The sequence below is a fragment of the Oceanicaulis sp. genome (assembly GCF_965249665.1).
Lineage (GTDB): Bacteria > Pseudomonadota > Alphaproteobacteria > Caulobacterales > Maricaulaceae > Oceanicaulis.
Window position 1 is genome coordinate 83129 of the sequence record NZ_OZ252247.1, and the last position, 23052, is coordinate 106180.

At 63.5% G+C, this 23052-nt stretch carries 27 protein-coding genes; 6 read left to right on the plus strand and 21 right to left on the minus strand.

Annotation, left to right across the window (positions count from 1 at the left end):
* Positions 1-44: 44 nt before the first annotated feature.
* From ACP154_RS00410 to ACP154_RS00425, 4 genes are read right to left on the minus strand one after another with little or no spacing between them, the layout of a single operon-like run.
* Positions 45-662 (minus strand): phage distal tail protein, Rcc01695 family, encoded by a 618-nt coding sequence (locus ACP154_RS00410; protein ID WP_421857887.1) that lies wholly within the window; start codon positions 660-662, stop codon positions 45-47.
* On the minus strand, positions 659-1204 hold the full coding sequence (locus ACP154_RS00415) for a phage tail tape measure C-terminal domain-containing protein (RefSeq protein ID WP_421857884.1): 546 nt from the start codon (positions 1202-1204) through the stop codon (positions 659-661). The genes ACP154_RS00410 and ACP154_RS00415 overlap by 4 nt, the downstream gene beginning before the upstream one ends.
* A complete protein-coding gene (locus tag ACP154_RS00420; RefSeq protein WP_421857882.1) occupies positions 1201-1395 on the minus strand; it encodes a phage tail assembly chaperone in 195 nt (64 codons plus the stop codon). Before ACP154_RS00420 ends, ACP154_RS00415 begins: the two co-directional genes overlap by 4 nt.
* Complete coding sequence (locus ACP154_RS00425; RefSeq protein WP_421857880.1) at positions 1392-1679, minus strand: GTA-gp10 family protein; 288 nt, start codon at positions 1677-1679, stop codon at positions 1392-1394. Before ACP154_RS00425 ends, ACP154_RS00420 begins: the two co-directional genes overlap by 4 nt.
* Positions 1680-1736: 57 nt before the next feature.
* Here ACP154_RS00425 and ACP154_RS00430 point away from each other — a divergent pair, with 57 nt between their 5' ends.
* On the plus strand, positions 1737-1940 hold the full coding sequence (locus tag ACP154_RS00430; RefSeq protein WP_421857878.1) for a hypothetical protein: 204 nt from the start codon (positions 1737-1739) through the stop codon (positions 1938-1940).
* Here the strand turns inward: ACP154_RS00430 and ACP154_RS00435 are convergent.
* The 11 genes from ACP154_RS00435 to ACP154_RS00485 all read right to left on the minus strand — a co-directional run bounded on the left by ACP154_RS00435 (position 1929) and on the right by ACP154_RS00485 (position 10110).
* A complete protein-coding gene (locus ACP154_RS00435; protein WP_421857875.1) occupies positions 1929-2345 on the minus strand; it encodes a phage major tail protein, TP901-1 family in 417 nt (138 codons plus the stop codon). The two genes, ACP154_RS00430 and ACP154_RS00435, sit on opposite strands and share 12 nt — an antisense overlap.
* A gap of 95 nt (positions 2346-2440) precedes the next feature.
* The gene (locus ACP154_RS00440; RefSeq protein ID WP_421857873.1) at positions 2441-3073 is read right to left on the minus strand and encodes a DUF4760 domain-containing protein; all 633 of its coding nucleotides are present in this window, start codon (positions 3071-3073) and stop codon (positions 2441-2443) included.
* A gap of 520 nt (positions 3074-3593) precedes the next feature.
* On the minus strand, positions 3594-3998 hold the full coding sequence (locus ACP154_RS00445) for a DUF3168 domain-containing protein (protein ID WP_421857869.1): 405 nt from the start codon (positions 3996-3998) through the stop codon (positions 3594-3596).
* Entirely contained in the window at positions 3995-4582 is a 588-nt protein-coding gene (locus ACP154_RS00450) for a head-tail connector protein (RefSeq protein ID WP_421857867.1), read from the minus strand. The genes ACP154_RS00445 and ACP154_RS00450 overlap by 4 nt, the downstream gene beginning before the upstream one ends.
* A gap of 75 nt (positions 4583-4657) precedes the next feature.
* Positions 4658-5845: a phage major capsid protein gene (locus tag ACP154_RS00455; RefSeq protein ID WP_421857864.1), complete on the minus strand. Its 1188-nt coding sequence runs from the start codon at positions 5843-5845 to the stop codon at positions 4658-4660.
* Between the two features lie 55 nt (positions 5846-5900).
* Positions 5901-6368 (minus strand): HK97 family phage prohead protease, encoded by a 468-nt coding sequence (locus tag ACP154_RS00460; protein ID WP_421857861.1) that lies wholly within the window; start codon positions 6366-6368, stop codon positions 5901-5903.
* A 35-nt stretch (positions 6369-6403) separates the two neighbouring features.
* A complete protein-coding gene (locus ACP154_RS00465) occupies positions 6404-6658 on the minus strand; it encodes a hypothetical protein (protein ID WP_107711174.1) in 255 nt (84 codons plus the stop codon).
* Positions 6655-7806, minus strand: a complete 1152-nt coding sequence (locus tag ACP154_RS00470; protein ID WP_421857858.1) for a phage portal protein — start codon at positions 7804-7806, stop codon at positions 6655-6657. Before ACP154_RS00470 ends, ACP154_RS00465 begins: the two co-directional genes overlap by 4 nt.
* An 18-nt stretch (positions 7807-7824) precedes the next feature.
* Entirely contained in the window at positions 7825-9105 is a 1281-nt protein-coding gene (locus ACP154_RS00475) for a DNA-packaging protein (protein ID WP_421861438.1), read from the minus strand.
* Positions 9014-9529 (minus strand): hypothetical protein, encoded by a 516-nt coding sequence (locus tag ACP154_RS00480; protein WP_421857855.1) that lies wholly within the window; start codon positions 9527-9529, stop codon positions 9014-9016. The genes ACP154_RS00475 and ACP154_RS00480 overlap by 92 nt, the downstream gene beginning before the upstream one ends.
* A gap of 119 nt (positions 9530-9648) precedes the next feature.
* On the minus strand, positions 9649-10110 hold the full coding sequence (locus ACP154_RS00485) for a YcgN family cysteine cluster protein (protein WP_133723655.1): 462 nt from the start codon (positions 10108-10110) through the stop codon (positions 9649-9651).
* Between the two features lie 116 nt (positions 10111-10226).
* Between ACP154_RS00485 and ACP154_RS00490 the strand changes: the two genes are divergently transcribed.
* Positions 10227-12152 carry a transglycosylase domain-containing protein gene (locus tag ACP154_RS00490; protein WP_421857852.1) on the plus strand — a complete coding sequence of 642 codons (1926 nt, stop codon included), beginning with the start codon at positions 10227-10229 and terminating at the stop codon, positions 12150-12152.
* Here ACP154_RS00490 and ACP154_RS00495 read toward each other — a convergent pair.
* A complete protein-coding gene (locus ACP154_RS00495) occupies positions 12098-12976 on the minus strand; it encodes an ion transporter (RefSeq protein ID WP_421857849.1) in 879 nt (292 codons plus the stop codon). The genes ACP154_RS00490 and ACP154_RS00495 overlap by 55 nt on opposite strands.
* Positions 12977-13070: 94 nt before the next feature.
* Between ACP154_RS00495 and ACP154_RS00500 the strand changes: the two genes are divergently transcribed.
* Together ACP154_RS00500 and ACP154_RS00505 are read left to right on the plus strand one after the other, a co-directional pair.
* Complete coding sequence (locus tag ACP154_RS00500) at positions 13071-13478, plus strand: PAN domain-containing protein (protein ID WP_421857847.1); 408 nt, start codon at positions 13071-13073, stop codon at positions 13476-13478.
* Between the two features lie 91 nt (positions 13479-13569).
* Complete coding sequence (locus tag ACP154_RS00505) at positions 13570-14655, plus strand: DUF2336 domain-containing protein (RefSeq protein WP_107711180.1); 1086 nt, start codon at positions 13570-13572, stop codon at positions 14653-14655.
* Between the two features lie 28 nt (positions 14656-14683).
* Here the strand turns inward: ACP154_RS00505 and ACP154_RS00510 are convergent, their stop codons facing one another.
* The 5 genes from ACP154_RS00510 to ACP154_RS00530 form a co-directional block, all read right to left on the minus strand.
* Positions 14684-16633, minus strand: coding sequence for a calcineurin-like phosphoesterase C-terminal domain-containing protein (locus ACP154_RS00510; RefSeq protein ID WP_421857844.1), 1950 nt, complete (start codon positions 16631-16633; stop codon positions 14684-14686).
* Between the two features lie 117 nt (positions 16634-16750).
* A complete protein-coding gene (locus ACP154_RS00515; RefSeq protein WP_421857841.1) occupies positions 16751-18004 on the minus strand; it encodes a mechanosensitive ion channel family protein in 1254 nt (417 codons plus the stop codon).
* Positions 18004-19602: a peptide chain release factor 3 gene (locus ACP154_RS00520; RefSeq protein ID WP_421857839.1), complete on the minus strand. Its 1599-nt coding sequence runs from the start codon at positions 19600-19602 to the stop codon at positions 18004-18006. The genes ACP154_RS00515 and ACP154_RS00520 overlap by 1 nt, the downstream gene beginning before the upstream one ends.
* A gap of 65 nt (positions 19603-19667) precedes the next feature.
* The gene (locus tag ACP154_RS00525) at positions 19668-20072 is read right to left on the minus strand and encodes a hypothetical protein (RefSeq protein WP_146160011.1); all 405 of its coding nucleotides are present in this window, start codon (positions 20070-20072) and stop codon (positions 19668-19670) included.
* Between the two features lie 64 nt (positions 20073-20136).
* Entirely contained in the window at positions 20137-20475 is a 339-nt protein-coding gene (locus tag ACP154_RS00530; protein WP_421857837.1) for a DUF1491 family protein, read from the minus strand.
* A gap of 106 nt (positions 20476-20581) precedes the next feature.
* On the opposite strand from ACP154_RS00530, the gene ACP154_RS00535 reads away from it, so the two are divergent.
* Positions 20582-22111: a cellulose biosynthesis cyclic di-GMP-binding regulatory protein BcsB gene (locus ACP154_RS00535; protein ID WP_146160012.1), complete on the plus strand. Its 1530-nt coding sequence runs from the start codon at positions 20582-20584 to the stop codon at positions 22109-22111.
* 9 nt (positions 22112-22120) lie between these two features.
* Positions 22121-23035: a hypothetical protein gene (locus ACP154_RS00540; protein ID WP_421857835.1), complete on the plus strand. Its 915-nt coding sequence runs from the start codon at positions 22121-22123 to the stop codon at positions 23033-23035.
* Positions 23036-23052: the final 17 nt, after the last annotated feature.

The window sequence follows — 23052 nt, forward strand, 5'->3', positions numbered from 1 at the left end:
TTGAATGCGCGTATCAGGGCGTGACGGAGATCGCCTGTCCAGTTCTAAAGCCGAACCTCGACCAAAGGTATGGACGCAATCAGCGCGGCGCCTGTTTCCAGGCTCGCCTCAAGCGCATCGACGTCAAACCGCGTCGGCACGTCAAAGCGGTACCCCGCCGTGATCAGTGCGCCATCAGGCGGCGACGCGTCAAAGACGATCTCGCCCCTTGGCGCGATGCTGACCGGCGTTTCAACACCGTCCACCGCCGCGCGGACGCTATCGGTCTGGGGCAAAGTTATGGGGCGGTCCCACCGCCCGGCGCCATCGCCATAGGCTTTACGCAGCTGAAAACGGGTCGATACGCCGTCGCCGGTTCCAATTCCCTGATCGAGCGGCCCCGGCGCCGCGCCAGGCCCTGCCGAGCCATGATCAAACGGGTCGGTGAACCGAAACGCATGCAATCGCCCAAGCCGGGCTTCAAAGAATGCGACCAGCCGCGCCAGATCCGCCTGGGACCGCACGCCCGGCGCCGCATCCCAGCGCCGTCTGGAATCGCGCCAGACCGCATTGCGTTCTTCACGCCCTGAATTGAGCGTCACGATTTCGGTGCGGCGTTCAGGGCCGCCGCGCGCCGCCAGCCCGATCGAGAGCGGGAAGCGCACATCATGAAAGGCGCTCATAACCGTCGCCCTCCCATGTGGACGGCGCGCGCCACCGCCGCGGCGATCTGGCTTTCAGAGCGTTTGACCCCGTCCAGCGTTTGCCCTTGCGCGATGATGGTGATGTTGATCGGCGCGCCGCCAACAGGCGACACCGCGCCGGCTTGGCCGGGCGTGAACACTTCAGGTCCGCGCTCGCCAACCAGATAGCGCTCCCCCGCCATTACAGGGCCGCCCTCGGCGCGTTGGCCCAGCACGCCGCCCAGAAGCGAGCCCAATTGCCCTGCAGCGCTCTCCAGAAGTCCCGGCAAGGGCTGCAGGACAAACCGGTCGAGCGCCAGTTCGGCGAAGGTTCGGGCGATCCGTTCCGCCATGTCTGAAAAGCTCAGCTCGCCCGAGCGCGCCGCCCCTTCGAGACTGGACGCGATATCGCGACCTGCGCTTTCAAACGCGTCTGACAAGGCCCGCGCCGCGCTTTCGCCCTCACGCGCGGTCTCGGCCAGTTCGCGTCGCGCTGTACTGGCGTCAGCGGCAAGGTCAGACAGATCAAAAGTGTCGGTCATTGAGAGACTCCATCGGGAAAATCCTTGATCAAGGCGTCGAGCGTCTGACGCCCCAGCGGCGGCGGAGCCTCCGGCCCCAGCGCCGCGCATAACGCCCGCCATTCCGCCAGCGACAGCGTCCAGAAGGCGTCTGGACTGAGTCCGAAACGCAATACGCCCAGCGCGAACCAGTCCGGCCAGCGCCCGGTCATTTAAGGTTCGCTTCAAAACAGGACAGCACGGCCCGGGCTGCATCAGCGGGCGCGGCGGCGTTCGCAAGCGCCTTTGCATCCTCATGTCCGCCCGCAGAGAGCAAGGCGCTGAGAACGCAGCTGAGATCCCGGGCTGACATGGCGCGAAACCGCTCTGATAGCGCTTCCAGTCCTGAGACGCCCAGCGCCTCTTCGATCTGCATCAGCGCTGCCAGGCTGAGACGCAGCGTGACCGGCGCCTCGCCCAAATGGGCGCGCACCTGTCCAGATTGAAAAATTGTCATGAGCGCAATCTTTCTGCGCCGTTAGAGTGGGCGCGGATCAAAGTGAAGGGATCACCCATGCGCCGCCTCATCGCCTGCTTCGCCCTCGCCTCGTCGCTGGTTCTGTGCGGGTGTGAAAGCCTGTTTCAGGACGTTTACGACGAACGCTATGAGGAAGAGTGCGAGACCTTGCGCAATCCTGACGCCTATCGCGCCTGCCTCAATGAGCTTGAGGACATTCAGCGCCAGCGCCGGATCGATGAACGCAACTCAGAGGGCTGAAAAATTCAGCGCGCCTGCGGACGCGAGCGACAGCGAATAGCTAGCCTCACCGTCATGGCGGCCGGAATACTCCAGCGCCGTCACCAGGAATGGGCCTTCGATGACGCCAAAGTCCGGCACGATCACCTGAAAGCTGCGCTTGGCCTGATCAAAGAAGACCCCGCGCACGGTCTCGTCCGCCGCGCTATCAACGAAGATCCCCGCGCCCGAAATCGCTGCATTGCGCACCCCGGCCCCGTCCAGGAGCTCGCGCCAGCGACCCGGACTGTCGGCATGGGTCACCTCAACCGCACGGGCGTTCAATGACAGGGTTTTCGCCCTCAGCCCCGCGAGGGTGGTGAAACTCTCCGGCGATCCGCCATCGCCGATTTTTAGCAAGACATCCTTGCCCGCTTGCGCCGTCATGGCGTGTCTCCTTGGATTTGAACGCCTGAATCCAGGCATGAAAAAGCCGCCCTCGGGGGCGGCTTTGTGCGTTGTTGAGCGCGTCAGTCTTCAGGTCAGTCCGGCGCTTTGGCCTGTTCTTCACGCCACCAGGACCGCGCCTTGGCTTGGGCGTCTTCAATTTGCTGTTTTTCGTCGTCTTCAGCCCAATTGATCGCCTGTAGTTCATATTCGCTGAACAACTTCTCAGCACCGTCTCTCAATCGCCGTTGATAGACGTAAAGCGCGAAATCGATGAAATCGAGCACATAGCTGCGCCGCCACCAGTCCTTGAGAATGGGCTCGTTCAAGGCCCCGTTCTTGATGCCAATCGCAGTGGCCTCATAGTAATTGAAGACTTTCTTGAGGACGTCTTCCGCCATGAGCATTTTCCCGGCATAGGAAATTTCACGCTCATCGACCTGTTCAACGCCAAATGACCCGATATGGCCGTCGCGCAATTTCCGGCGCGCCAGGCGAAATTGCTCAAACATCTGGATCAGGTCATGATCGCGCGTCTGGATGGCGATATGAAAGAAGGAATTGTTCTTTTTCGTCGTCCGCCCGGAATGCCAGATCTGAATCCCGGCGAACGCGGCCGTGATGATCAGCAGAAACAGCGTCGCTCCACCAATGCCGACCAGCCACCAGTCCGCCGCATTCGGGCCGAAGGCTGAGACTTCGCGGAAATAATTGATGAGCGCGTCCAATATTCCCCCCAAACGCGAACTTTATGGTGAATACAAAAAAGCCCGGGATTTCCCGGGCTTGAACGCATATTCGAAAGCCTAACGGCTGGTGCCTTCACCCATGGAAACACTGACAATACGGCTCGTACCTTCGACACGGCTCGTGCCCTCAATACGGCTGGTACCTTCAAAATTCGCACCCAAACGGCACATAATCTGTCTCCAGTTGCTTCCCTGTTCACGCAACGCATAACGTGCGCCAAGGTTCACAGTGTTACATAATCACGGCGTCATCATGACGAGCCGTGATAAATAAACCCTTACGATGCAGTCGTGTACGGCGCAGGTATGAAAAGCCCTCAGAGCTTTCATTCTGTCGCTTCACAAAGCGGCTGCGAGATTAGCTTTTCCGCCAGAACAATCAAGTAGGCATGGAAATCAGGCCCAACAAGCTCAGAGGTGACGTAAAGCTGATCTGAACTGAATTGGGGATGATTCTGACCCGGCGTGCAATTGCCTGCGCCCTGATGCGCTAATGGGTTTAAACTTGGTGCACCATCACCCTAACCCGCGCCAGCCCCTGCACGATGCGGGTGTCTGACGTGGAGAAGAGGTCGGCGTAGACCAGGCGCGGATGGATCGCCTTATAAGGGGCTTCCAGCTCCAGCGGCGCCGCATCCAACGCCGCCCGGATCGCGCCCAGCGCCTTTTTGATCGTTTCGCTGTCATCACGTCGCCCGCGGATCAAAAGGGTCTGGCGCAGATCAATCAGCCGGGCCTCACTGGCGTCCGCCGCCTCGCTTATCGCCCGCCCCAGATACAGGAACGGATAGCGCACGCCCGACTTTGGCTGATCAAAGATCCGCGCCTCCAGCTGGGCCGTGACGCCCGCATCGCTGCGCAAATGCGCCAACACTCCGCTCTGGAACGCAGCTTCCGCGCTCATAACCGCACCCGTGTGTAGGGGGCTAAAAGCCGGTCCACGATCTCGGGCGTGGGCGGCGTCTCGCCCCCCTCACCCCGATCCGCGCCATAGCGCGCTGCGACCAGATGCAGGATCGCCGCGCGCAAGGGCGCCGGCACGTCGTCGGGCGTCTCGCCATACCCGGCGGTGAACTCAATCTCGATGCCGCCCGCCTTGACCACAGGGCGCGGCAAGGAGAAAGGCAGGATCGCCACCAAACGTCCCGGCTCACCGGTCTCGACGCGGTATTCCGCCGAATCCCAGACCGAGAGCGACCCGTCACGCTCGCGTCCGCGCACAGCCTCAACGCTTTGCAGCGGCGCCTTTGCGAGGCTGACGGCCAGACCTGACGCGCTGAGGCGCTGTCGCGGCCAGTCATCCAGCCGCTCACGCCAGCTCTGGGTGATCAGCACGAGTCCGGTTCGCGCTTCAACATGTTCGCGCGCGGCGATGATTGCATCCGTGATCAGCGCGTCGTCGTCTGAATGAGACACACGCAGCCAGGATTTCGCCGTCTCCAGACTGACGGGCTCCGAGCCGGGCGGGCTTAGAAGAGTGAGAGACATCGCGCCGCCTCCTTTTCTAAAAAGCAAAGCCCCGGCGCTTTGGCCGGGGCTTTAAGGTGAGGGAGAAGACTTGGATCAGGCCGCGAATTTCAGACACTTGATCGCGTCGAAATCCTGCACGCCGCCGCCGACGCGGCGGGTGGTGTAAAACAGGACATAGGGTTTCGCCGAATACGGATCGCGCAGCACCTGAACGCCCTGGCGATCGACGACCAGATAGCCGCGCTCGAAATCACCAAAAGCAATGGAAAAGCTGTTCGCGCCGATATCAGGCATGTCCTCAGCCTCGGTAACGGGATAGCCCATGAGGCTCGCCGACTGGCCCGCGCTTTGGGCGGGCTGCCAGATGTATTGGCCATCCGCATCCTTGAACTTGCGCACGGCGGAGACCGTGGAGCGGTTCATCACAAACCGGCCATTGGCGCGATAGGCGGTCTTGGGCGCGTAGATCAGATCAATCAGCGCGTCGGCAGGATCGATGACAGAGAACCCGCCCGACACGCCGGTCGACACGAACCCCATTTCGCCCCAACTCTCCGTGCCGACTTCGGCCATGGTGTAGCTGAGGAAACCGCGCGGCTTGTTGACGCCGTCGCCCGAGACGAACGCCTTGCCTTCGGCCTCCGCGAAGACGTCGCGCACTTCTTCAGCCAGCCATTGTTCAAGATCGACCAAAGCGTCATCGAGGATCGCCGGGGTGGCGGCGGGCATGGCGTAAAGCTCGGCGGTGGGAAATTCTAACAGCTCCAGCGAGGACGCGTCGGTTTCAGGTCGGCTCGCGGTCTCCGTCGCCCAGGCGCCGGCCGTGCCGCCTGCGCTGACGGGTTTCTTGAAAGTATGGCTGCGGGTCTGTTTCACTGTGGCGATGGAGCGGATCGGGCTGACCTCTCGGATCAGGCGTTCGATACGCGTTTCCAACTCGGCCGGGGCCACATGGCCGCCCGTTGAGCCGGTCTGGCCCGACAGCGCTTTTTGATCAAGCGCAGGGGTTTCGCCTGTCCGCAGAAAGCCGCCCCAGCCCGCCGATTTCACATCGGCGCCCGAGAGATCCGGCCGCGCAGCTTCCCGGCTGAGACGATCGAGGCGGGATTGGGCCTCGCTCAATGCGGCGTCGATACGGTTCACCTTGTCAGTGATCAGCGGGTCGGCGCCGGTCTTGGATTCCAGCGCGTCCAGGCGGTCGTCATTGGCCTGTTTGAAATGCTCAAACGCGGCCAGCATATCCGCCATGGCCACGCGCGTGTCAGCGGAAGGCACCGCCATCTTGGTTTCCCGGCTCATGAAAATCCTTTCTGTTCATGATGCATCGTCAAAGCGGTCAGGCCGCCGACGCGGCGAGCCGCGCCTCAGAAGCCCCAAGGACGCGAAGCCGCGCCTGGGCCAGCATGGGAAAGGTGACGATGGACACCTCCCACAGATCGAGCTGAAGCAGATCGCGCCCGCCGCCCGGACGGGAGGCGGAGCGCTGTGTGCGAAATCCGATGGAGAGGCCGTCCACCGCCCCCTCCCGCACCAACCCAAGGGCGGCCTTGCCACGCGGGGCGGTCGAAAGAATGCGGCCGCGGACATAAAGTCCGCGTCCGTCCTCGGCGATCTCGTCCCAAACACCCACAGGCTCCGCCGCGTCATGCTGGAACAGCATGCGCACCCGTGAGGGGCCTCGCGCTTTGAGCCCTTCTGCAAAGGCGCCCGCGCGGACGAGATCACCGCCTTGATCCTCGATATCAAACAGGCTGGCATAGCCAGCCACCTCCAGCGTTTCGCCAGAGCCGTTCAGCGCCTGCATGCGCGCCTCCCCTGAAAGTGTGAAAAGCGGACGGTTCAGTCCTGTTCGAGGCGCCGCTCGATACGGTCGAGCGCAGCGCGCGAATGCGCAGCATGCGCTTCCAGCCGCGCCAGACGTTCGGCCACCGGGGCCGAGGCGTCGGCGCGGGTTTCCAGCTGATCGAGGCGCTCATTGGCGGCGCCGGTCCACATCAGGGCGCCCGCGGTCTGCAGCGTCAGCGCCAGAATGACGCCCAGCGTTATCGAGCGATCAAGCCGCCAGGGGCTGATCGTATGCGACGCATCGCTCATGACATGCCTCCTTGCGGCGCAAGACCCAGAAGCGCGCGCTTTTCATCGGGCGACAGGAAGTCCGCGCCGGAGATTTGCGCCCAGCGTGCAGCGCGCTCTTCGGTGAAGGCGGGAAGCCCGTCTTCATCCACACACAGCTTCGGATCGGTCCCGAACCAGGGCGCCAGAAAGCGATTGAGCGCGGCGGCGGTTTTCTTCGCGAGCGGCAACACGGTCTGGCGGTAGAAGGCCTGATTGGCCTCGCGATAATTGGAATAGGTGTTATCGCCCGGCAGCCCCAGCAGCATGGGCGGCACCCCAAACGCCAGCGCGATTTCGCGCGCCGCCTCTCGCCTAGCCTGGATAAAATCCATCTCGGCGGGGGAATGGCCCATGGGCTTCCAGTCGAGCCCGCCCTCCAATAGCAAGGGCCGACCGGCATTGTCGGGACCGGTGTAAAGACTTTCGAGTTCGGATTTCAGCCGGTCAAACTGATCGGGCGTCAACCGCCCCGGCCCCTCTGAGCCGGTTTTCATCACCAGAGCGCCGGACGGGCGCGCCGCGTTATCCAGAAGCGCTTTCGCCCAGGCCCCGCCCGAGGCGTGCACATCCACCGCCCGCGCCGCCGCCTCCATCGGCGACAGGCCGTATTGATCATCGGTCGGGTTAAAGAGTTTCAGATGCAGGACAGGCGACCGGCCCGAGGCGCGATCGCGCTGAAACACCTGTGCGCCAGACGCGGTGCGATACTCCCAGCCTTCCGCCCAGCCCTTCGCGCCGGTCATGACCCGCACCCGGTCAGGCCTGAGCGCGTAGAGCCCCGGCGTTCCCGCTTCAAAGCCCGAAAGATGCAGATAGGCATCGCCCGCCACCTGAAGATGGCTTTGCAAGCTGTCCATCAACTCCGCGCCGGACTGGTCGGGATTGGGCGTTTGGATCAGCGCCATCGCGGCCTGGCTGGCGCGATCCTCGCCAGAGGTCTTGACAGGCGTCGCGGAGACCGCTTCCGCGATCAACCGCACGCAGCGATGCGCGACGGCGTTGCGGGCATAGCCTTCGGTGGCGAAGGCGGCGTAGCCGCGCGGGCTCCAGCTCGCCCCCGTTCCGAATCCGAGCGCAAGGGTTCGCCCGGCCGCCTTGCGACCGAGACCCAGCCAATGCTTGAGCATGGCGTTCTCCTGTTTGAACTAAAGCCGCCGCAACCTGGGGTTGGCGGCGGTCGGGGTGAGCGCGGCGACGGCCCAGACGAGCGCATCCACCCGGTCCGGGCTACCGCTCTGACCCGGCGCGCCAAAGGCGCACATCTGGTCTTCGAGCGCCGGCATGCGCATGGCATGTCGAACGTGTCCGCGGGCATAGAGCGCTGCGACCGGTTCCGCCCTCGCCCGCTTGCCGCGGCTGGCGTGAACCAGCCGCACCGGCAGATCGGGCGCTGCGGCCTGCAAGACGGCGCGGACCATGTCGCCGCCCTGATTGGCCTCGGCGATGACGGCGTCTGCATCCAAGGCGTCATAGGTTTCCGCCACCCGCGCCGCCCAGTCTTCGGGGCGGGCCTGCACGCTGGCGTCTTTCAAGATCACCAGCCGGGTGTCGCGACCCTGACCGCAAGCGCCTGCCGCAACGATGCCGCATTCATCCCCGGTCGCGCTGGCGGGCGGGTCCACCGCCACCACCACGCGCTCGGGCTCAAACTCTGACAGCGCCAGAGCCTGATCGATCAACCCGCGAGTCCACAGCGCCCCTTCAGGATCATCGATCAGCACGCCCTCAAGCTCCTGACGCGCCAGACGGCTGGCTCCATAGCGCTCGGTCATCGCGGCGACGAAACCCGGCGCCAGATTGGGCGCGTTCGCATCGGTCGGGGCGTGGCTGATCACCACACCCGCCTGTTTCAAGAGCGCCTTCAGCGCTGGCAGAGGCCGCGGCGTGGTGGTGATCATCAATTGCGGATCTTCGCCCAGCCGAAGCCCCAATCCCAGCATGTCGAGCGTCTCTTGCGGGCGAGACCAGGCGGCGAACTCATCCGCCCAGGCGCAGTCAAATTGCGGCCCGCGCAAGCCGTCCGGGTCTTCGGATGAAAAGCCATAAGCCATCGCGCCATCCGGCCAGACCAACCGGTGACGGCTGGCTTCATAGCGGGGCCGGTCCTCCTCCTCGCCGATATTGAGAAAACCTGACGGGCCGGAGACCATCACCTCGCGCACATCAGAAAAAGTGGGCGCCACCAGCGCGATGCGGCGCTTGCCCGCTTTCACCTGCGCCCTGATCCATTCGGCCCCGGCGCGGGTCTTGCCCGCGCCGCGCCCGCCCAGAAACACCCAGGTGCGCCAGTCACCCTCGGGCGGCAGCTGATCGGTGCGCGCCCAGAACCGCCAGCTAGTCGCGAGGCGCTTCACCTCCGCTTGTGTCTGGCTGTGAACCCACGCCCTTCGCGCGGAGATGTTCTGCGAGGCGATCGAGCCGGCGATCGAGTTCGGCGTAATAGTCTCGTTCGTCACCGGCCGGCTCCTCAGTCTTCCTGGCGGGAGCCCCGCCCGTCTCGGTCTGGGTCATGGTTTCACTCCAGTGTTTGAGATCGCGGCCCGCCTTGATCAGCGCGGCGATGGTCTTCGCCTGCCGCTCGGCTTGTCCCGCCTCGCCCTGATCGAGCGCCGCCAGCGCCGCTTCCAGACGCCGGTTCAGCTCCGCGATCATCCGCGCGGGCGCGGGGGACGGGAAATGCTGGTCAATCCAGCCGCATCTATCGGTGATGGTTTTCGGCTTCAGCTTGAAAGCTTCCGCCAGATGTTCAGCGCTTTGCCCGGCCCGCCAGCCTTCATGAATGGCGATCCAGTCAAAGCGTCGTCCGCCCCCCGTTCCTCTCGGCGCCGGGCCGGGCGTCTGCGTGTTCATTTCGACCATGCCTGAAGACTAGCCGATACCCGCCTCGGTCGGATTGAAGCCGCACAGATTTTTCCAACACCTTGAAGCGTCAGGGACGAACGGCTCAAGCATGAGGGACAGGCGAGGTTTTATCCCCGCTTTGTGTCCTGGCGGCTGACGATATGGTGTTCCAAATCGTCTTCATCGACATCGTTTTCGCTGACAAGCGTGCCTTTGACCGAATGCCCGGCGCGCACGACGCTTTCAGGATCGCCGGTCTTCAGCGGATGCCAGTCCGGCAGACTCTGGCCTTCATTGAGCAAGCGATAGGCGCAAGTGTCGGGCATCCATTTGAGCTGATCGATATTCTTTGCGCTCAGCCGGACGCAGCCTGGCACATGGGTCTGGCGATTGGCGTAATCGGTGCAGCGCACCGTTTTCAGGTCCAGCAGCTTGCAGCCCACATTGGTGCGCCAGAACGTGTTTGTGTCATCCTCATCGCCCAGTATGACGACACAGCACTTGCCGCAGCCATCGCACAGCGACTCCCATTCGCTGTCGCTCATTTCAGAAAGCGACTTGCGTTCGTAAAAGGGTCGATTATCGCTCATGGCCAAAGTTTAGCCGTGATCGGCTGATTTTGAGACATATCCCAAAGCCCGCACCGGGCTGCGAAACCCTATTGAGGTCCGCCATCACATTCCGCGCCGATCAATCGCCCTCCCTTATGACCCGGCTGAAAGCCCACTGGCGTCTGATCGCGCTCCTCACCGTGCAACTGGTGTTGTTGGCGGGTCTGGCCCTTGGGGTTGTAATCTGGCGTTGGGCCTACCACGACTTGCCGCCGGTTCCAACAAACGCACAGGAATTGTGGAGCGTCAGGCGCGAGGCGGCGGTGACAGTGCTGGCGGAAAACGGCGCCATTCTGGGTCAGCGCGGGCCGCTCTATGCGCGTCCCGTACGGCTTGATGACCTGCCCGACCACGTCCCCCAGGCCTTCCTGGCGATCGAGGATCGACGCTTTTATGAGCATGACGGCTTTGACGAGCGCGGTTTTGCGCGCGCCATGTGGGCCAATCTGCGCGCGGGCTCGCTGGTTCAGGGCGGCTCAACGCTGACGATGCAGCTGGTGAAAAACCTGATCCTCAGCCCCGAACGCACCGCACGGCGCAAGCTGCAGGAAATCCGCATCGCCACCGAGCTTGAGCGTTATCTGACCAAGCAGGAGATCCTCGAGCTGTATCTCAACCGGGTCTATCTCGGAGACCAGGCCTATGGCGTGGAAGCCGCAGCCCAGCGCTATTTCAACAAACCCGCCAGCGCTCTGTCTGTTTCAGAAGCGGCGCTTCTGGCTGCGCTGCCCAAGGCGCCCTCGCGGCTGGCGCCCACCTCGAACCTGCCGGCCGCCCGCGCCCGCGCCGAGGCGGTGCTATTCAGCATGCTGGACGCCGGCTTCATTGATCAGACCACTTATGAGGCCGCGCTTGAAAATCCTGCAGAGCTGGCGGCGGGGGATGAAAGCTTTGAGCCCGGCGCCTTTGGCTATGTCTTTGATCAGGCGGTGGCTGAAGCGCGCATGCGTCTGGGCGACGCCGCGGCGACGCCTGATCTGGTGATCCGCACCAGTGTGACCATCCAGGCCCAGCGCGCCGCTGAACGGGCCGTCGCAGCGGTGATGGATTTGCAGGCCGAAGCGCGCAATGCTGACGAAGCCGCTCTGGTGGCGATGGACCCTCAGGGTCGGGTGCGCGCCCTGGTGGGCGGCCGCGATTACACCGCCAGCCAGTTCAACCGCGCGGTTCAGGCCCGCCGCCAGCCCGGCTCGGCGTTCAAGCCTGTGGTCTTCGCCGCCGCGTTCGAAGCGGGCATGGAGCCCGCCACCGCGTTTAACGACGAGCCCATCGAGATCGAGGGCTGGAGTCCTGAAAATTATGGCGGCGATTATCGCGGCCGCATCACTATTGCCGATGCGCTCAAGCGCTCGATCAACACTGTCGCCGCCCAGGCGGGGGCAGCAGTGGGCGCGGACGCCGTCGCAGAAATGGGCCAGCGCCTGGGGATCACCACCCGGCTTGAAGCCGTCCCGTCACTGTCTCTGGGCGCGTCAGGAGTCAGCCTGATCGACATGACGCGGGTCTATGCGGTTTTCGCCAATGACGGCCGCCGCCCGGAACCGGTTCTAGTGCTGGAGGTGCGCAATTCGCGCGGCGACCTTCTCTATCAGGCGCCGGAGCCGACCGAAGGCCGACAGGTGATCGAACGCGAACAGGCGCAATGGATGTCGACGCTGCTGCAAGGCGTGGTGATTGAAGGCACAGGTCAGCGCGCCCAGCTCACCGGCCGCCGCGCCGCAGGCAAGACCGGCACCAGCCAGATGAGCCGCGACGCCTGGTTTGTGGGCTATACGGGTCAGCTGGTCGCCGGCGTCTGGGTTGGCAATGACGACGACACGCCCACAGACGGCGTTACGGGAGGGCAGCTGCCTGCCGAGATCTGGCGCCGCTTTATGAGCGAAGCCCATGAGGGCCTGTCCGCCGCGCCGCTATCCGCCCCCGCGCCGCAACGGCGCGGCGCGCGAGAAGAGCGGCTGGCGGCGTATTACTCGGCTTTGTCCGCGCGGTTTGAATCGCTCAAGGACGGCATAGACGGCTGATCCGCCGCATCGTCCTTGGCCATCAAGGCGCGCAGATCGGCGAGTTCGGAACGCAGGGCGCGCACTTCGTGGATCAGCACTTCACGCTCGTCATGCGCTTCGGCCTGACGTTCGGTCTCGGCGTCAAAATGCTTGGACTGCATGGAGTCCACGATCACCGCGATAAACAGGTTGAGCACTGCAAAGCTCGTGACGATCACAAAGCCGACGAAGAAGATCCACGCATAGGGGTGCTCGGCGATCACAGGGCGAGCAATCCCCATGGACCAGCTCTCCAGCGTCATCACCTGGAACAGGGTGTAGGCCGAGCCGCCCAGATCGCCGAAAAACTGCGGATGGGTGCCTGAAAACAGCTTCGCGCCCATCACCGAGGCGACATAGAAAATCACCCCCAACACCAGCATGATCGCGCCCATGCCCGGGATGGCCTTGCCCAGCGCCTCGACCACCGAGCGCATCTCAGGAATGACCGAGAACAGGCGAAACAGCCGCAAGACCCGCAACGCGCGAAGCACGGTGAACGCGCCCGCCGCCGGCACCAGCGAGATCGCCACGACCAGAAAATCAAACCAGTTCCAGCCTGACTTGAAGAAGTTCAGGCGATGCACGAAGACCTTCAGCACGATCTCGATCACGAAGGCGGCGATGATCGCATGATCGGCGTAGGTCAACGCCTGAACCACGTGGTCTGGCAGCGGATAGGTCAACAGGCCCAGGATCGCGGCGTTGATCAAAATCAGCGTCGTGATGGTGTTGCGAAACGCCGCGCTGTCGAGCAGCCGCGCCACAGGGTTCTTGCTCGCGTCAGGGGTCACATCGCTCATCACGGGCCTCAAAGCAGGAGATCAGCCGCTTGGTTAGCCGCGCCACAGGATCAGCGCAACGGTTTGTCAAACTCGTGACGGCATAATCGCAGCCATGATGATCGCCCTGCTCATGATGATGCAAAGCGCCAGCCCCGCCCCGTCCGCCCTGCCGTCAGGCGCGATCCTGGAGGCGCAGGCCCGACGCGGCGTGTTGATGCGGCTGGACGGCGCGGCCGCGCAAAGCGCGGAGGCCTGCATCAGCGCCTGTGACCTGACGCCAAACTGCCAGGCCTGGACCTATCACCAGCCCGAAGCCGACCGTGCGCCGCGCTGTGACCTGCATCCGATCGCGGGCCCCAGTCATTTTGATCCCGGTGCGATCACCGGCCTGTCGCCGGCGCTTGCGGCGCGGATCGAGACCGGCGCAGAGCGTCCGCCCAGCCGGCGTGAACGTCGCGCGCTTTCTCAAGAGGACGCTCCCCGAACGCCGCGTCGGTCTCAAGAGCTGGCAGGCGGTTAATAAACACAACTGAACCGGGTGTTAACCACGGTGCGGCACGCTTTCTTTACTCGAATGCAAGCAAGATAAACCGCTCACTGCGGAGGCCTCGATGTCGGTTACGTCCAAGCTGCACAAGCTGACCGAACTTGCGAAAGAAAAATCATCCGATCGCCGGCGCGATTTGCTGCGCGAGGTGACGGATTTGTTCTTCGATGCGCCGCCCGCAGGCGATTCTCAGGCGCAGGGGCAGTTCGAGGATATTCTGCGCACCCTCGCCAACGAGACCGCCCAGGACGCCCGCGCCGAGCTGGCGGACCGCTTCGCAGACACCCCGTTCGCTCCCAAGGGCCTCATCCGGCAATTGGCCGCAGACGCAATCGAGGTGGCCGCGCCCATCCTGTCACGTTCATCCGTGCTGACCGAAGAAGACCTGGTCACCATCGTGCACGAAACCGGTCAGGCGCATATCCAGGCCATCGCCAAACGCGAGAGCGTGTCTGAACGTCTGTCGCACGCCATTGTCGAGAAAGGCGATGACGACACCGTCGCCACCCTGATCCGTAATGACGGCGCCCAGCTCTCTCGAACCACGTATGAAGAAGTGGCTCGCCGCGCCGAGGACAGCGAAACCCTGCAAGGGCCGCTTGTGGAGCGCGCCGACGCCCCCGCAGACCTGCTGAACGACCTGATGGTGGTTGTCAGCCGCACCTTGCGCGACAAGATATCCCAACGCTTTGAAAAGCTTGAACCCGGTGTTCTGGAAGCGGCGCTCGCCGCCTCTCAGGCCCGGCTTGAAAAGCGCATGGCCGAAGACAAGGCGCTGAATGACGCGCGCCGCTATCTCGCCTCCAAACAAGTCCGCAAGGAACTCGACGGGGCCTTGCTGGTCAGCCTGTTGCGCGAAAAGAAACCCGTGCATTGCGCCCTGGGCCTCGCTGAATTGACGGGGGTGGATTACTACACCGCCAAGCGCGCGCTGGAGCACAAGAGCCCGGACGGGCTGGCCCTGATCTGCAAGGCGTCCGGCATTGAAAAAGCGCTGTTCGTCACCCTCGCCGTGCTGCGTAGCCAGGCGGCGAACAACGCCTTTAATGATGCGCGCGAAATCGGCGCCATTTACGAAGCGCTGGAGCCTGAACAGGCCGAACGCGCCTTGCGGTTCTGGAAGCTGCGCAAGCAGGCGGCCGCCGCCTGAGACACCTCAGACGACGGCGTTTCAGGACTTAGTCCCGCCAGAGCTCGGAGCGGAAAGTCGGCTGCGGACGCGCTTCGCGCACTTCCAAAATGATCATGTCGTCATACTGCAGCCCATTGCGATCGGTGCTCGTCACCGTGATCGCGTGCACGCCCTGAGACAGATCCGCCGGCAGCTGGGCGCGCCACAAATGCATGTTGCGATCCGCCACGGCGTTTTGCGGTCGCGGCGCCGCAGGACCGGTCTGCCGCCCCTGCCATTGAGACACGCCTTGGGCTAGGGCATCGCCCGACCGGCTCTGCAGCGCATAACGCGCCACCGATAACTGGCGCTGCACGGCGAAAGGATCGGCCCATTCAGACCCGATGCGCGCGGCTTCGCCTGCACCCTCTTGCGTGCGCTCAAAGCTGAGCGCCGGGCCGTCAGCGATCTGACCGACGACCTCGGTTTCCGCTGACCCCATCCAGACATTGGCGGTGATCCAGACCCCGTCCGACAACTCCTCAGGGGTGACGATGTTGGGATCGGGCAGATCATTGATGGACAGAGGCGGCACGGGATCGGCCTCGTCGCGATCCTCGGCTCGCCAGGCCATGATCTCATCATACCAGGCCCGCAGCGGCGGGGTGGACACGCCCACCCATTGGCCGCGCGTTTCATCAATACGGGCCCCGACATAGCGCTCAGCATATTCGGCGCCGTCAAACGCCAGCATCATCACGCCCGTGGGAGCCCCCATGCGCTGCAGGCTCATCGGATTACCGTCCACGTTGAAATCTCCCGCATACCAGGCGCCTGACGCAGCCCCGGCGATGATATGGCGGAAGGGTAGCGGCCCCGTTCCCGTATTCTCGCGCCAGCCGTCAAAGATCTGGCCCGGCGCATGATTTTCCGTGGTGTGCGTATGCCCTGAGAGCGAAAGCGCCTGATGACCGGAGACCAGATCATGGATGCGATCGAGATTGTCAGTCTGGTGCTTGTTAGACGTTGAATCGACAAAGGAGACGAAGGGGATGTGATGGCTGAGCACGATCAACATGTCTTCGGGCGTGCGCTCGATCAGCCCTTCCAGCCAGACCAGCTGATCGTCCGTCACGCGGCCATTATAGGTCGGGCGGGCGTCGGGGGCGCAGAAATCGTGCCCTAGGGCGTAATCGTCCGGTCCGCACGGATAGACCACATTATCCAGCGCGACAAACAGCACATCGCCGATTTCGAAGGCGAAATAATTGGGGCCATAAATCCGGCGCCAGCTATCGGCGGAATCCGCATCCGACTGCGCGTCAAAGTCAAAATCATGGTTGCCATGAACCAGCCATTGAGGCGCGCCTACAACGGATCCCACCTCCAGAAGGCGGTCGAGCAGGCCCAGATCATCACCGACCACATCGCCCACATACAGCACGCAGTCCTGATCGCTCAGATCCATCTCGGCGAGGTCCTGGATCACGCCGTCGCGGAACCAGGACACTTCCTGATTGGAGTAGGTCTGGCTGTCGCCCACCACCGCACAGGTAAACGCGTCTGTCTGCTCTGATCGGCGAATGATCGGAAAGTTCACAACTGCCGGCGCAGGGCCGGTGTCCGGCAAGCCGCCATAGCGCATCTCATAACCCGTGCCGCCGGGCTTATGAATATAGAAATATTGCGGAACATTACGGTGGTCGACCGGCGCCTGCCAGCCTGAGGGCTGAACCATCGCCAGATTCATGTCCGGCCGGATCGCGATCTCATACTGACCCGCGGCATTGGTGCTCACCCAGTCACGACCATTGGAGATGCGCACGCCCTCCACGCCCGGCTCCCCCAGATCCCGTTGTCCGTTGCGGTCGATATCCTCAAACACCACGCCGGTGATCGTGTCGCCGTCCGCGCGTCCCAAGACTTCCGGCGCTGCGATGTAGGACTGCGCCAGAGCCGGGGTGTTCAAGCTGGCCCACAGGGCGACGACACAGACAGACAGGGCGAAACGGGACATGACGCACTCCTCAATCAAGCAGGTTGAGGAGTGCAGTATCAGGTCAGCTTGACGGCTCCATGACAATTCCCATAGCCGGACTGGGCCTTTGTCTGCGGTTTTCGTCGCCGCTGCGCCCTAGCGGCCCGTTCCCGATTCACCATCATGGTTTTCGCCGCGAGCGATCTGACGGTTCTGCTTGTCAGGCGCGTCGAGGTCTTCGTGCTTTTTCACCTGCGGCGGCACAAACACTTCGGCGCCATCGTCGATATAGATGGTGGTGGACGGGAAGGCGAAACCGGTTCCGGCCTCTTCCACGATGCGCTTGATGGCGAAGGCCAGCTCTTCCTTGATGCGCAGCCATTCGCCCCAGTTCGTGGTCGTGGTGAAGCAATACAGGAAGAAGTCGATCGAGGACGGGCCGAACTTGTCCACATGCATGAAGGTGGAGACTTCCGGCGGCTTGGCGAATTCAGGATGATTGAGCACCCAGTCGAGCACTTCGTCGCGGATATAGGCCAGCTGATCTGTGGTGGTCTTGTACTCCACCCCAATGATCCATGAGATCCGGCGATGGGTCATGCGCGAGAAGTTGGTCACCGCCTGATCAGACAGAAAGGCGTTCGGTACATAGACCGGTCCCTTGTCGAACCGGCGAACAAGCGTTGAGCGGAAATTGATCTGCTCCACTGTGCCTTCGACAATGCCATCCACCTTGATCCACTCGCCGGGCACAAAGCGCTTTTCAGTCAGGATCAGAATGCCGGCGATCAGGTTCTTGAACAGATCCTGCGCCCCCAGCCCCACCGCGACGCCCAGAAGGCCCAGGCCGCCGATCACGCCAGCGACGGGAATGTCCCAGAGCGACAGGATCGTCGCCACGCCGATGATCATGAACAGGATGCGCAGCGCCTTCGCCATCCAGTCAATCATCACCGGGTTGAGCGCGCGACGTAGCGGCGAGAACAACAGCGCCACGGGCTCGACCGCATTATGGAGCCCCCAGAACAGGGCGATCACCATCGCGGTCTGAACCACGCGGTCACCATTGATCGGCGCGCCTTCCACGTTGAGGCCCAATATCGCCATGGCGATGAACAGGCCGATGATCACCGGGATCAGTTTGATCGGGCCGTAGAGCGCTTCGAGCAGCTTGTCGTCCAGCTGGGTTTCGGTCTTGGTGGCCGCCTTGCGCACCCGCGCCACGATCACCGAGGAAAACAGCCCCCGAAAAACGATGGAGACCGCCAGCACGCCAATGGCGCTCAGCCCCTGCCCTACGGAAAACCCCAGAAAGCTCGTCTCCCAGACCTGAGCGGCCAAGGCGAAAAATTCTGACACGGACGCCTGAACAGGTTCGGGCAATTGCTCGGTGACGGCCTGTACGCTCATCAGCTGCGCTCCTTGGTGGCGCTGAAGGTAATGTTGGGGAATTTCTCCTGAGAGTAATTCACCTCCCAGGCCGATTTCGCCATGAAAACCGGATCGCCGTCGATATCTTCGGCGATGGCGGTCTTGTGGCGGTCGATAAAGGCTTCGAGATCGGCGTCCGAGCCCGAAATCCAGCGCGCCGTATCATAGGGGCTCGCCTCAAACACCACGTCGATGCCGTATTCATCGGCCACACGCTGGGCCATCACCTCAATTTGCAGCGCCCCCACCGCGCCGATGATGAACTCACCGCCCACTTGCAGCCGGAACAGCTGGGTGACGCCTTCTTCGGCGAGGGATTCGAGCGCCTTCTTGAGATGCTTGGCCTTGAGCGGGTCTTTCAGACGCGCCCGGCGCAGCATTTCCGGGGCGAAGTTCGGAATGCCCGACACGCGCCATTTGCCGCTTTCCGACAGGGTGTCGCCCACCCGCAGCACGCCATGGTTGGGCACGCCCATCACATCGCCCGCAAACGCCTCGTCGGCGATCTCACGGTCTGAGGCGAAAAACAGGATCGGGTTGTGAACCGACAGCGTCTTGCCGCCTTCGGTCTTGAGCTTCATGCCGCGTTTGAACTGGCCCGAACTCAGACGCACAAACGCCACCCGGTCGCGGTGGTTGGGGTCCATATTCGCCTGCACCTTGAAGACAAACCCGGCGACTTCCTTGTCGCCCGGCTCCAGCACCTCGCGCGGGCCCTTGGCGGCGGCTTGCGGTTGCGGGCCCGGCGCATGGTCCGCCAGAGCGTCCAGCAGCTCATGCACGCCGAACCGGCGCAGCGCCGAGCCGAAATAGACCGGGCTGAGATGGCCCTCCTGAAAGCTTTTGGCGTCAAATGCAGGCAAGAGCTCTCGCGCCATATCGAGGCCTTCTGTCACCTCGGTCAGCTCGTCCTCGGTCAAGACCTTGTGGATCGCCTCACCGTCCAGCGGCACGCGTTCAGAGCGGCTGACATCGCTGTCATCCGGACGCTTATAGAGCACGAACTCATGGGTCTTGAAGTCGGCGACGCCCTTGAAGCGGTTGCCGGACCCGCACGGCCACTGCATCGGACTGACGTCGAGGGCCAGCTTGTCCTGGATGTCATCAAGCAGCTCGAAGGGCTCCATCGCCTCACGGTCAAACTTGTTGATGAAGGTGATGATCGGAATGTCGCGCAGGCGGCACACCTCCACCAGTTTCAGGGTGCGCGGCTCGACGCCCTTGGCGGCGTCCAGCACCATGATGGCGCAGTCCGCAGCCGTGAGCGTGCGATAGGTGTCTTCGGAAAAGTCTTCGTGGCCCGGCGTATCGAGCAGGTTGAAGATCAGATCGCGATATTCATAGGTCATCACCGAGGCGGAGACCGAGATCCCGCGCTCGCGCTCAATCTTCATCCAGTCTGACTGGGTGCGGCGATTTTCGCCGCGGGCACGCACCTGTCCGGCCAGGCGAATGGCCCCGGCCTCAAGAAGCAGCGTCTCGGTGAGCGTGGTCTTACCCGCGTCCGGGTGAGAAATGATGGCGTATGTGCGCCGGCGCGCCCATTGCGCGCCGTCAGCGGCGGAGGTCATCGGCATATCCTGCAAAAGTCTTCAGACCCGCGAGGTAGCCGAGGCGCAGGGCGCACGCAAGCGCCGAGGCGTCAGGCCTGCATGCGCGCGGGAACCTGAGACCAGACCGCCATGTTCGCCGTCTGCCCTGACAGACGCCCTTCCGCCTGCAAATCGAGCAATTGCTTCATGGTCACCAATGATACAGATGCCAGTCGAACCTGAACTTCGGCGGACGACTTGGCCGTCTGCGGCGCCACCGCCAGCAGCGCATTGGCTTCATTGGTCTTCAAGGCGACGAGACTGGACAGAAACATGGCGCTCTCGGGGTCGGACTTGGCGAGCGCAGGTCGCTCCCACACCCATTCACGCACCATTTTGACGACTTGCCCGATACGCATGCTGCGCAGCGTCAGCGCATTGATTCCCAAAGCCTCACCGCGCTCGCGCGCAGTCTGGTTGGCGTCACCCAGATCATAGAGGGCATCGTTGAACAAGAAGAGCATTATGCATTAACCCGTCGGCGTTTTTCCAACTCTCTCTGAGCATGCCTGAACGGTCTTAAGATTTATCAATCGCCTCATTAAGGAAGTGTCGACCATGCGGGTCGTCCACCTCCACCAGCCACAGATCCGGATCATCCTCCAGACGCCGCCGGGCATAGGCGTCCGCGTCTTGTTCCGGGACGGGATCTGACCCCAGCGGCGTCATCCAGACCCGCTCGCCCTCGAAATTCCGCATCGGTGCATAAAGCTGCGCCATCCGCTCTGGCAGCAGAGTTTTCAACAAGATAACGCCCGCGTCGGGATCCCCCTTATGGGCCACATAAATGCTTGCGCCGGCGCTTTCCGCGCGCCAGCGCAAGGCGTCCACCCAAAACCTCGCTCTCAGATCCGTCATCGTCAATTCACTTGCTGGCAGAGCAATTGCTTAATAGTCTGTTAATCGAGGGGAACGTTTCATGCTGACACAAATTCGTCCACTGGGCCTTTGTTTTATAGGTCTCATGAGCCTTGTCGCCGTTCAGATGCAGGCTGTGGCTCAGGATTACCGAGCCGCACGCTCTGAAGAAGTCTTGCTGACCGAGCTGACGGGCGCCAGCGCCGATCTCCGGCTTGACGCGGGCCATCGTGAAATCCGCATCCCCTTCACTATTGCTCCCAACGCCGACCCGTCCGGGATCGAACTTCTGATGAACGCCATCCCCGACAGCGCCCGCTCCGGCGGCCGGATCGAGGCGTTTGTGAACCGCTCGCGCGCAGTGGTGCTGCAACCGCGGGCGGAATCCTTTGAAGCCCGTTTCGCCCTGTACTCCGATGATCTGCGCGCCGGCGAGAACACGCTGGTCCTGCGCATTGTGGAGCCAGGTGAAGACGGGTGGACCGTGTCTGCGCAGGCCAGCCGCTTGCGCATCTCCGCCGCTCCGCCCCTGGGCTATTCGGCTCTCTCAGAAGTGGAAGCCGCACTGAACGCAGACTTCGCCGCGCCGCGCCGTGTTCATGTGGATGCGCGAGCCGCGGGAGATGACGAACTCGCCGTCGCCGCCCTGATCGCCCAAGGCCTGGCCCTGCGCATGGGGGAAGCGCCGATCCTGGTGAGCGACTCTGACGTCGCCGAGCTGGTGGTCACCGCTTTCGTGCGCGGCTCCGGCGCGCCGGCCATTGATCTGACCGGCCCGTCCGAAGTGCGCCTGTCCGCCGCCTCCCCGGCGGCGCTGATCGCTTCGGCGCGCCTGTTCGCCGCCCGCTCCATGCAGGCGCACACCGTGCGCTTTGACATGGCCGCAGCGTTGAACGCGCCCCGCCTTGAAGTGCCCCCGGCGCCAGGCAGCGCGGATCGCGACGCTCTCGCGGGTCTCGCCAATCTTGGCGCGCCCTTTGGTCTTGATCAGGGGGGGCGCGCCGCCGTGGTCATCGCCGCTTCTGACGAAGACCAGCGCAACGCCGCCCTGTCCGTGATCGCGCGCGCGGGCCTCGCCTCGGGCTCGGCCTGGCTGTACGCCTGGTTCGGCGATGATGTCGACGCAGCGCCCGAACGCTATGACCTGATGGTCCTGGGGCCGCAGGCGTCGCTGGATCCGCGCCTTCTGGCTGCGGCCCCCGGTGAAGTGCGCGCCGCCGCCAACGCCGCCGCCAATCGCACGCCGCAACGCCGGCGCTATTACGGCTCCACCGCCTACGCCGCGGATCCCAGTGAGCGCGATGCGCGCATCACCGGTGTCGCCGCCCTGTTCGCCACGCCCGAAGGCCGTCAGGTCGCCCTGTTCACCGCCCCAGACGGCGCGGATTTCGCCCGCGCTGCCAAGCGACTGGCGCGGTCGGAAATGTGGACAGAACTCGATGGCCGCGCCGCCCTGTGGGACGCCAGCAATGTGACCCATTTCGGCCCGTCCGCCGCACCGCGCTTTTCTGCGGAATGGATCAGCGGTCAGCTGCGTGCTCATGACGAATGGCTGGCGCTGGGCGCCTTCTCGCTGGCTGTGCTGCTTTTGCTGGGCAGCATCAATGTAAACCGGACGTCAAGACGCGCCTCCTAAGATGGCGGGATGTGGCTCGCATCCCTCACCCTTCTGACGGCGCAATCCGCTGTTGATATCGACGCCTCGTTTGACGCCTATGAACTGCGTCTTGAAGCGCGGTCGGCGGACGAGGCCTGCGCCGTCTTCACGCAGGTGGAGCGCGACCTTCTGAACGCCGCCATCAAGCGCAGCCGGGATGACGCCGTGCTGCAAGGCGCCAGCCCCGCCCAGCTCAACCAGTTCGAAAACCGCCAGAGCGAGGCGTTTGAAACCACGTGTCAGGCCGCGTTTGACCTGCCCGGCGTTACGCGTCATCGCGATGAAGTGTTGCGGCTGATGGGGTTTGACCAGGCGCGCTTTCAAGGCCGCGAGCAGGGCTGGACCGCCCAGCGCGGCGGAGTCTCTGACGATTACGCCCGGTGGAGCATCGTCCAGAGCCTCGGTCAGGGCGACGCCAATTTCGGCGTTTTCCAGCACGGCGAGGAAACCGGCCTGGCGCTGAGCCTGCGCACATCCTTGCGCCCCGCCTATGCCGTAGCTTACCTGCGCGACACCAGCCGGGAGCCTTACCCGGTGGATATGACGGCGGGCGGTTTGCTGCCCCCGCCCGATAACGACCCCGTCAGCGCCTGGAGCGCGCCCTCGGACCGGCTGGTGCGCGTCTTCGCCACTGAAGCGCTCAGCGCGCAACGCGCCGGAGAGCTGGCGCCCGCCGCAGGTGCGCCAGCAATGGGGTTTCAATTCCCCGACACTCTGGTCTCGCAGCTGGCGAGCCTGGCGCCGCGCGAAGGCGCCCGCATCGATCTTTATGACGCCACAGGCGTGGTGATCGACCGCTATTGGGTGGAGATCGGGGCGCTGGACGCCGCCATGGGCTTCATGCGCCTGCCGCGCATGGCGCCGCAAAGCCCGGCGGCGACGGACCCGACCGCGTCCAACTAGCTCATAAAGACTTGAAA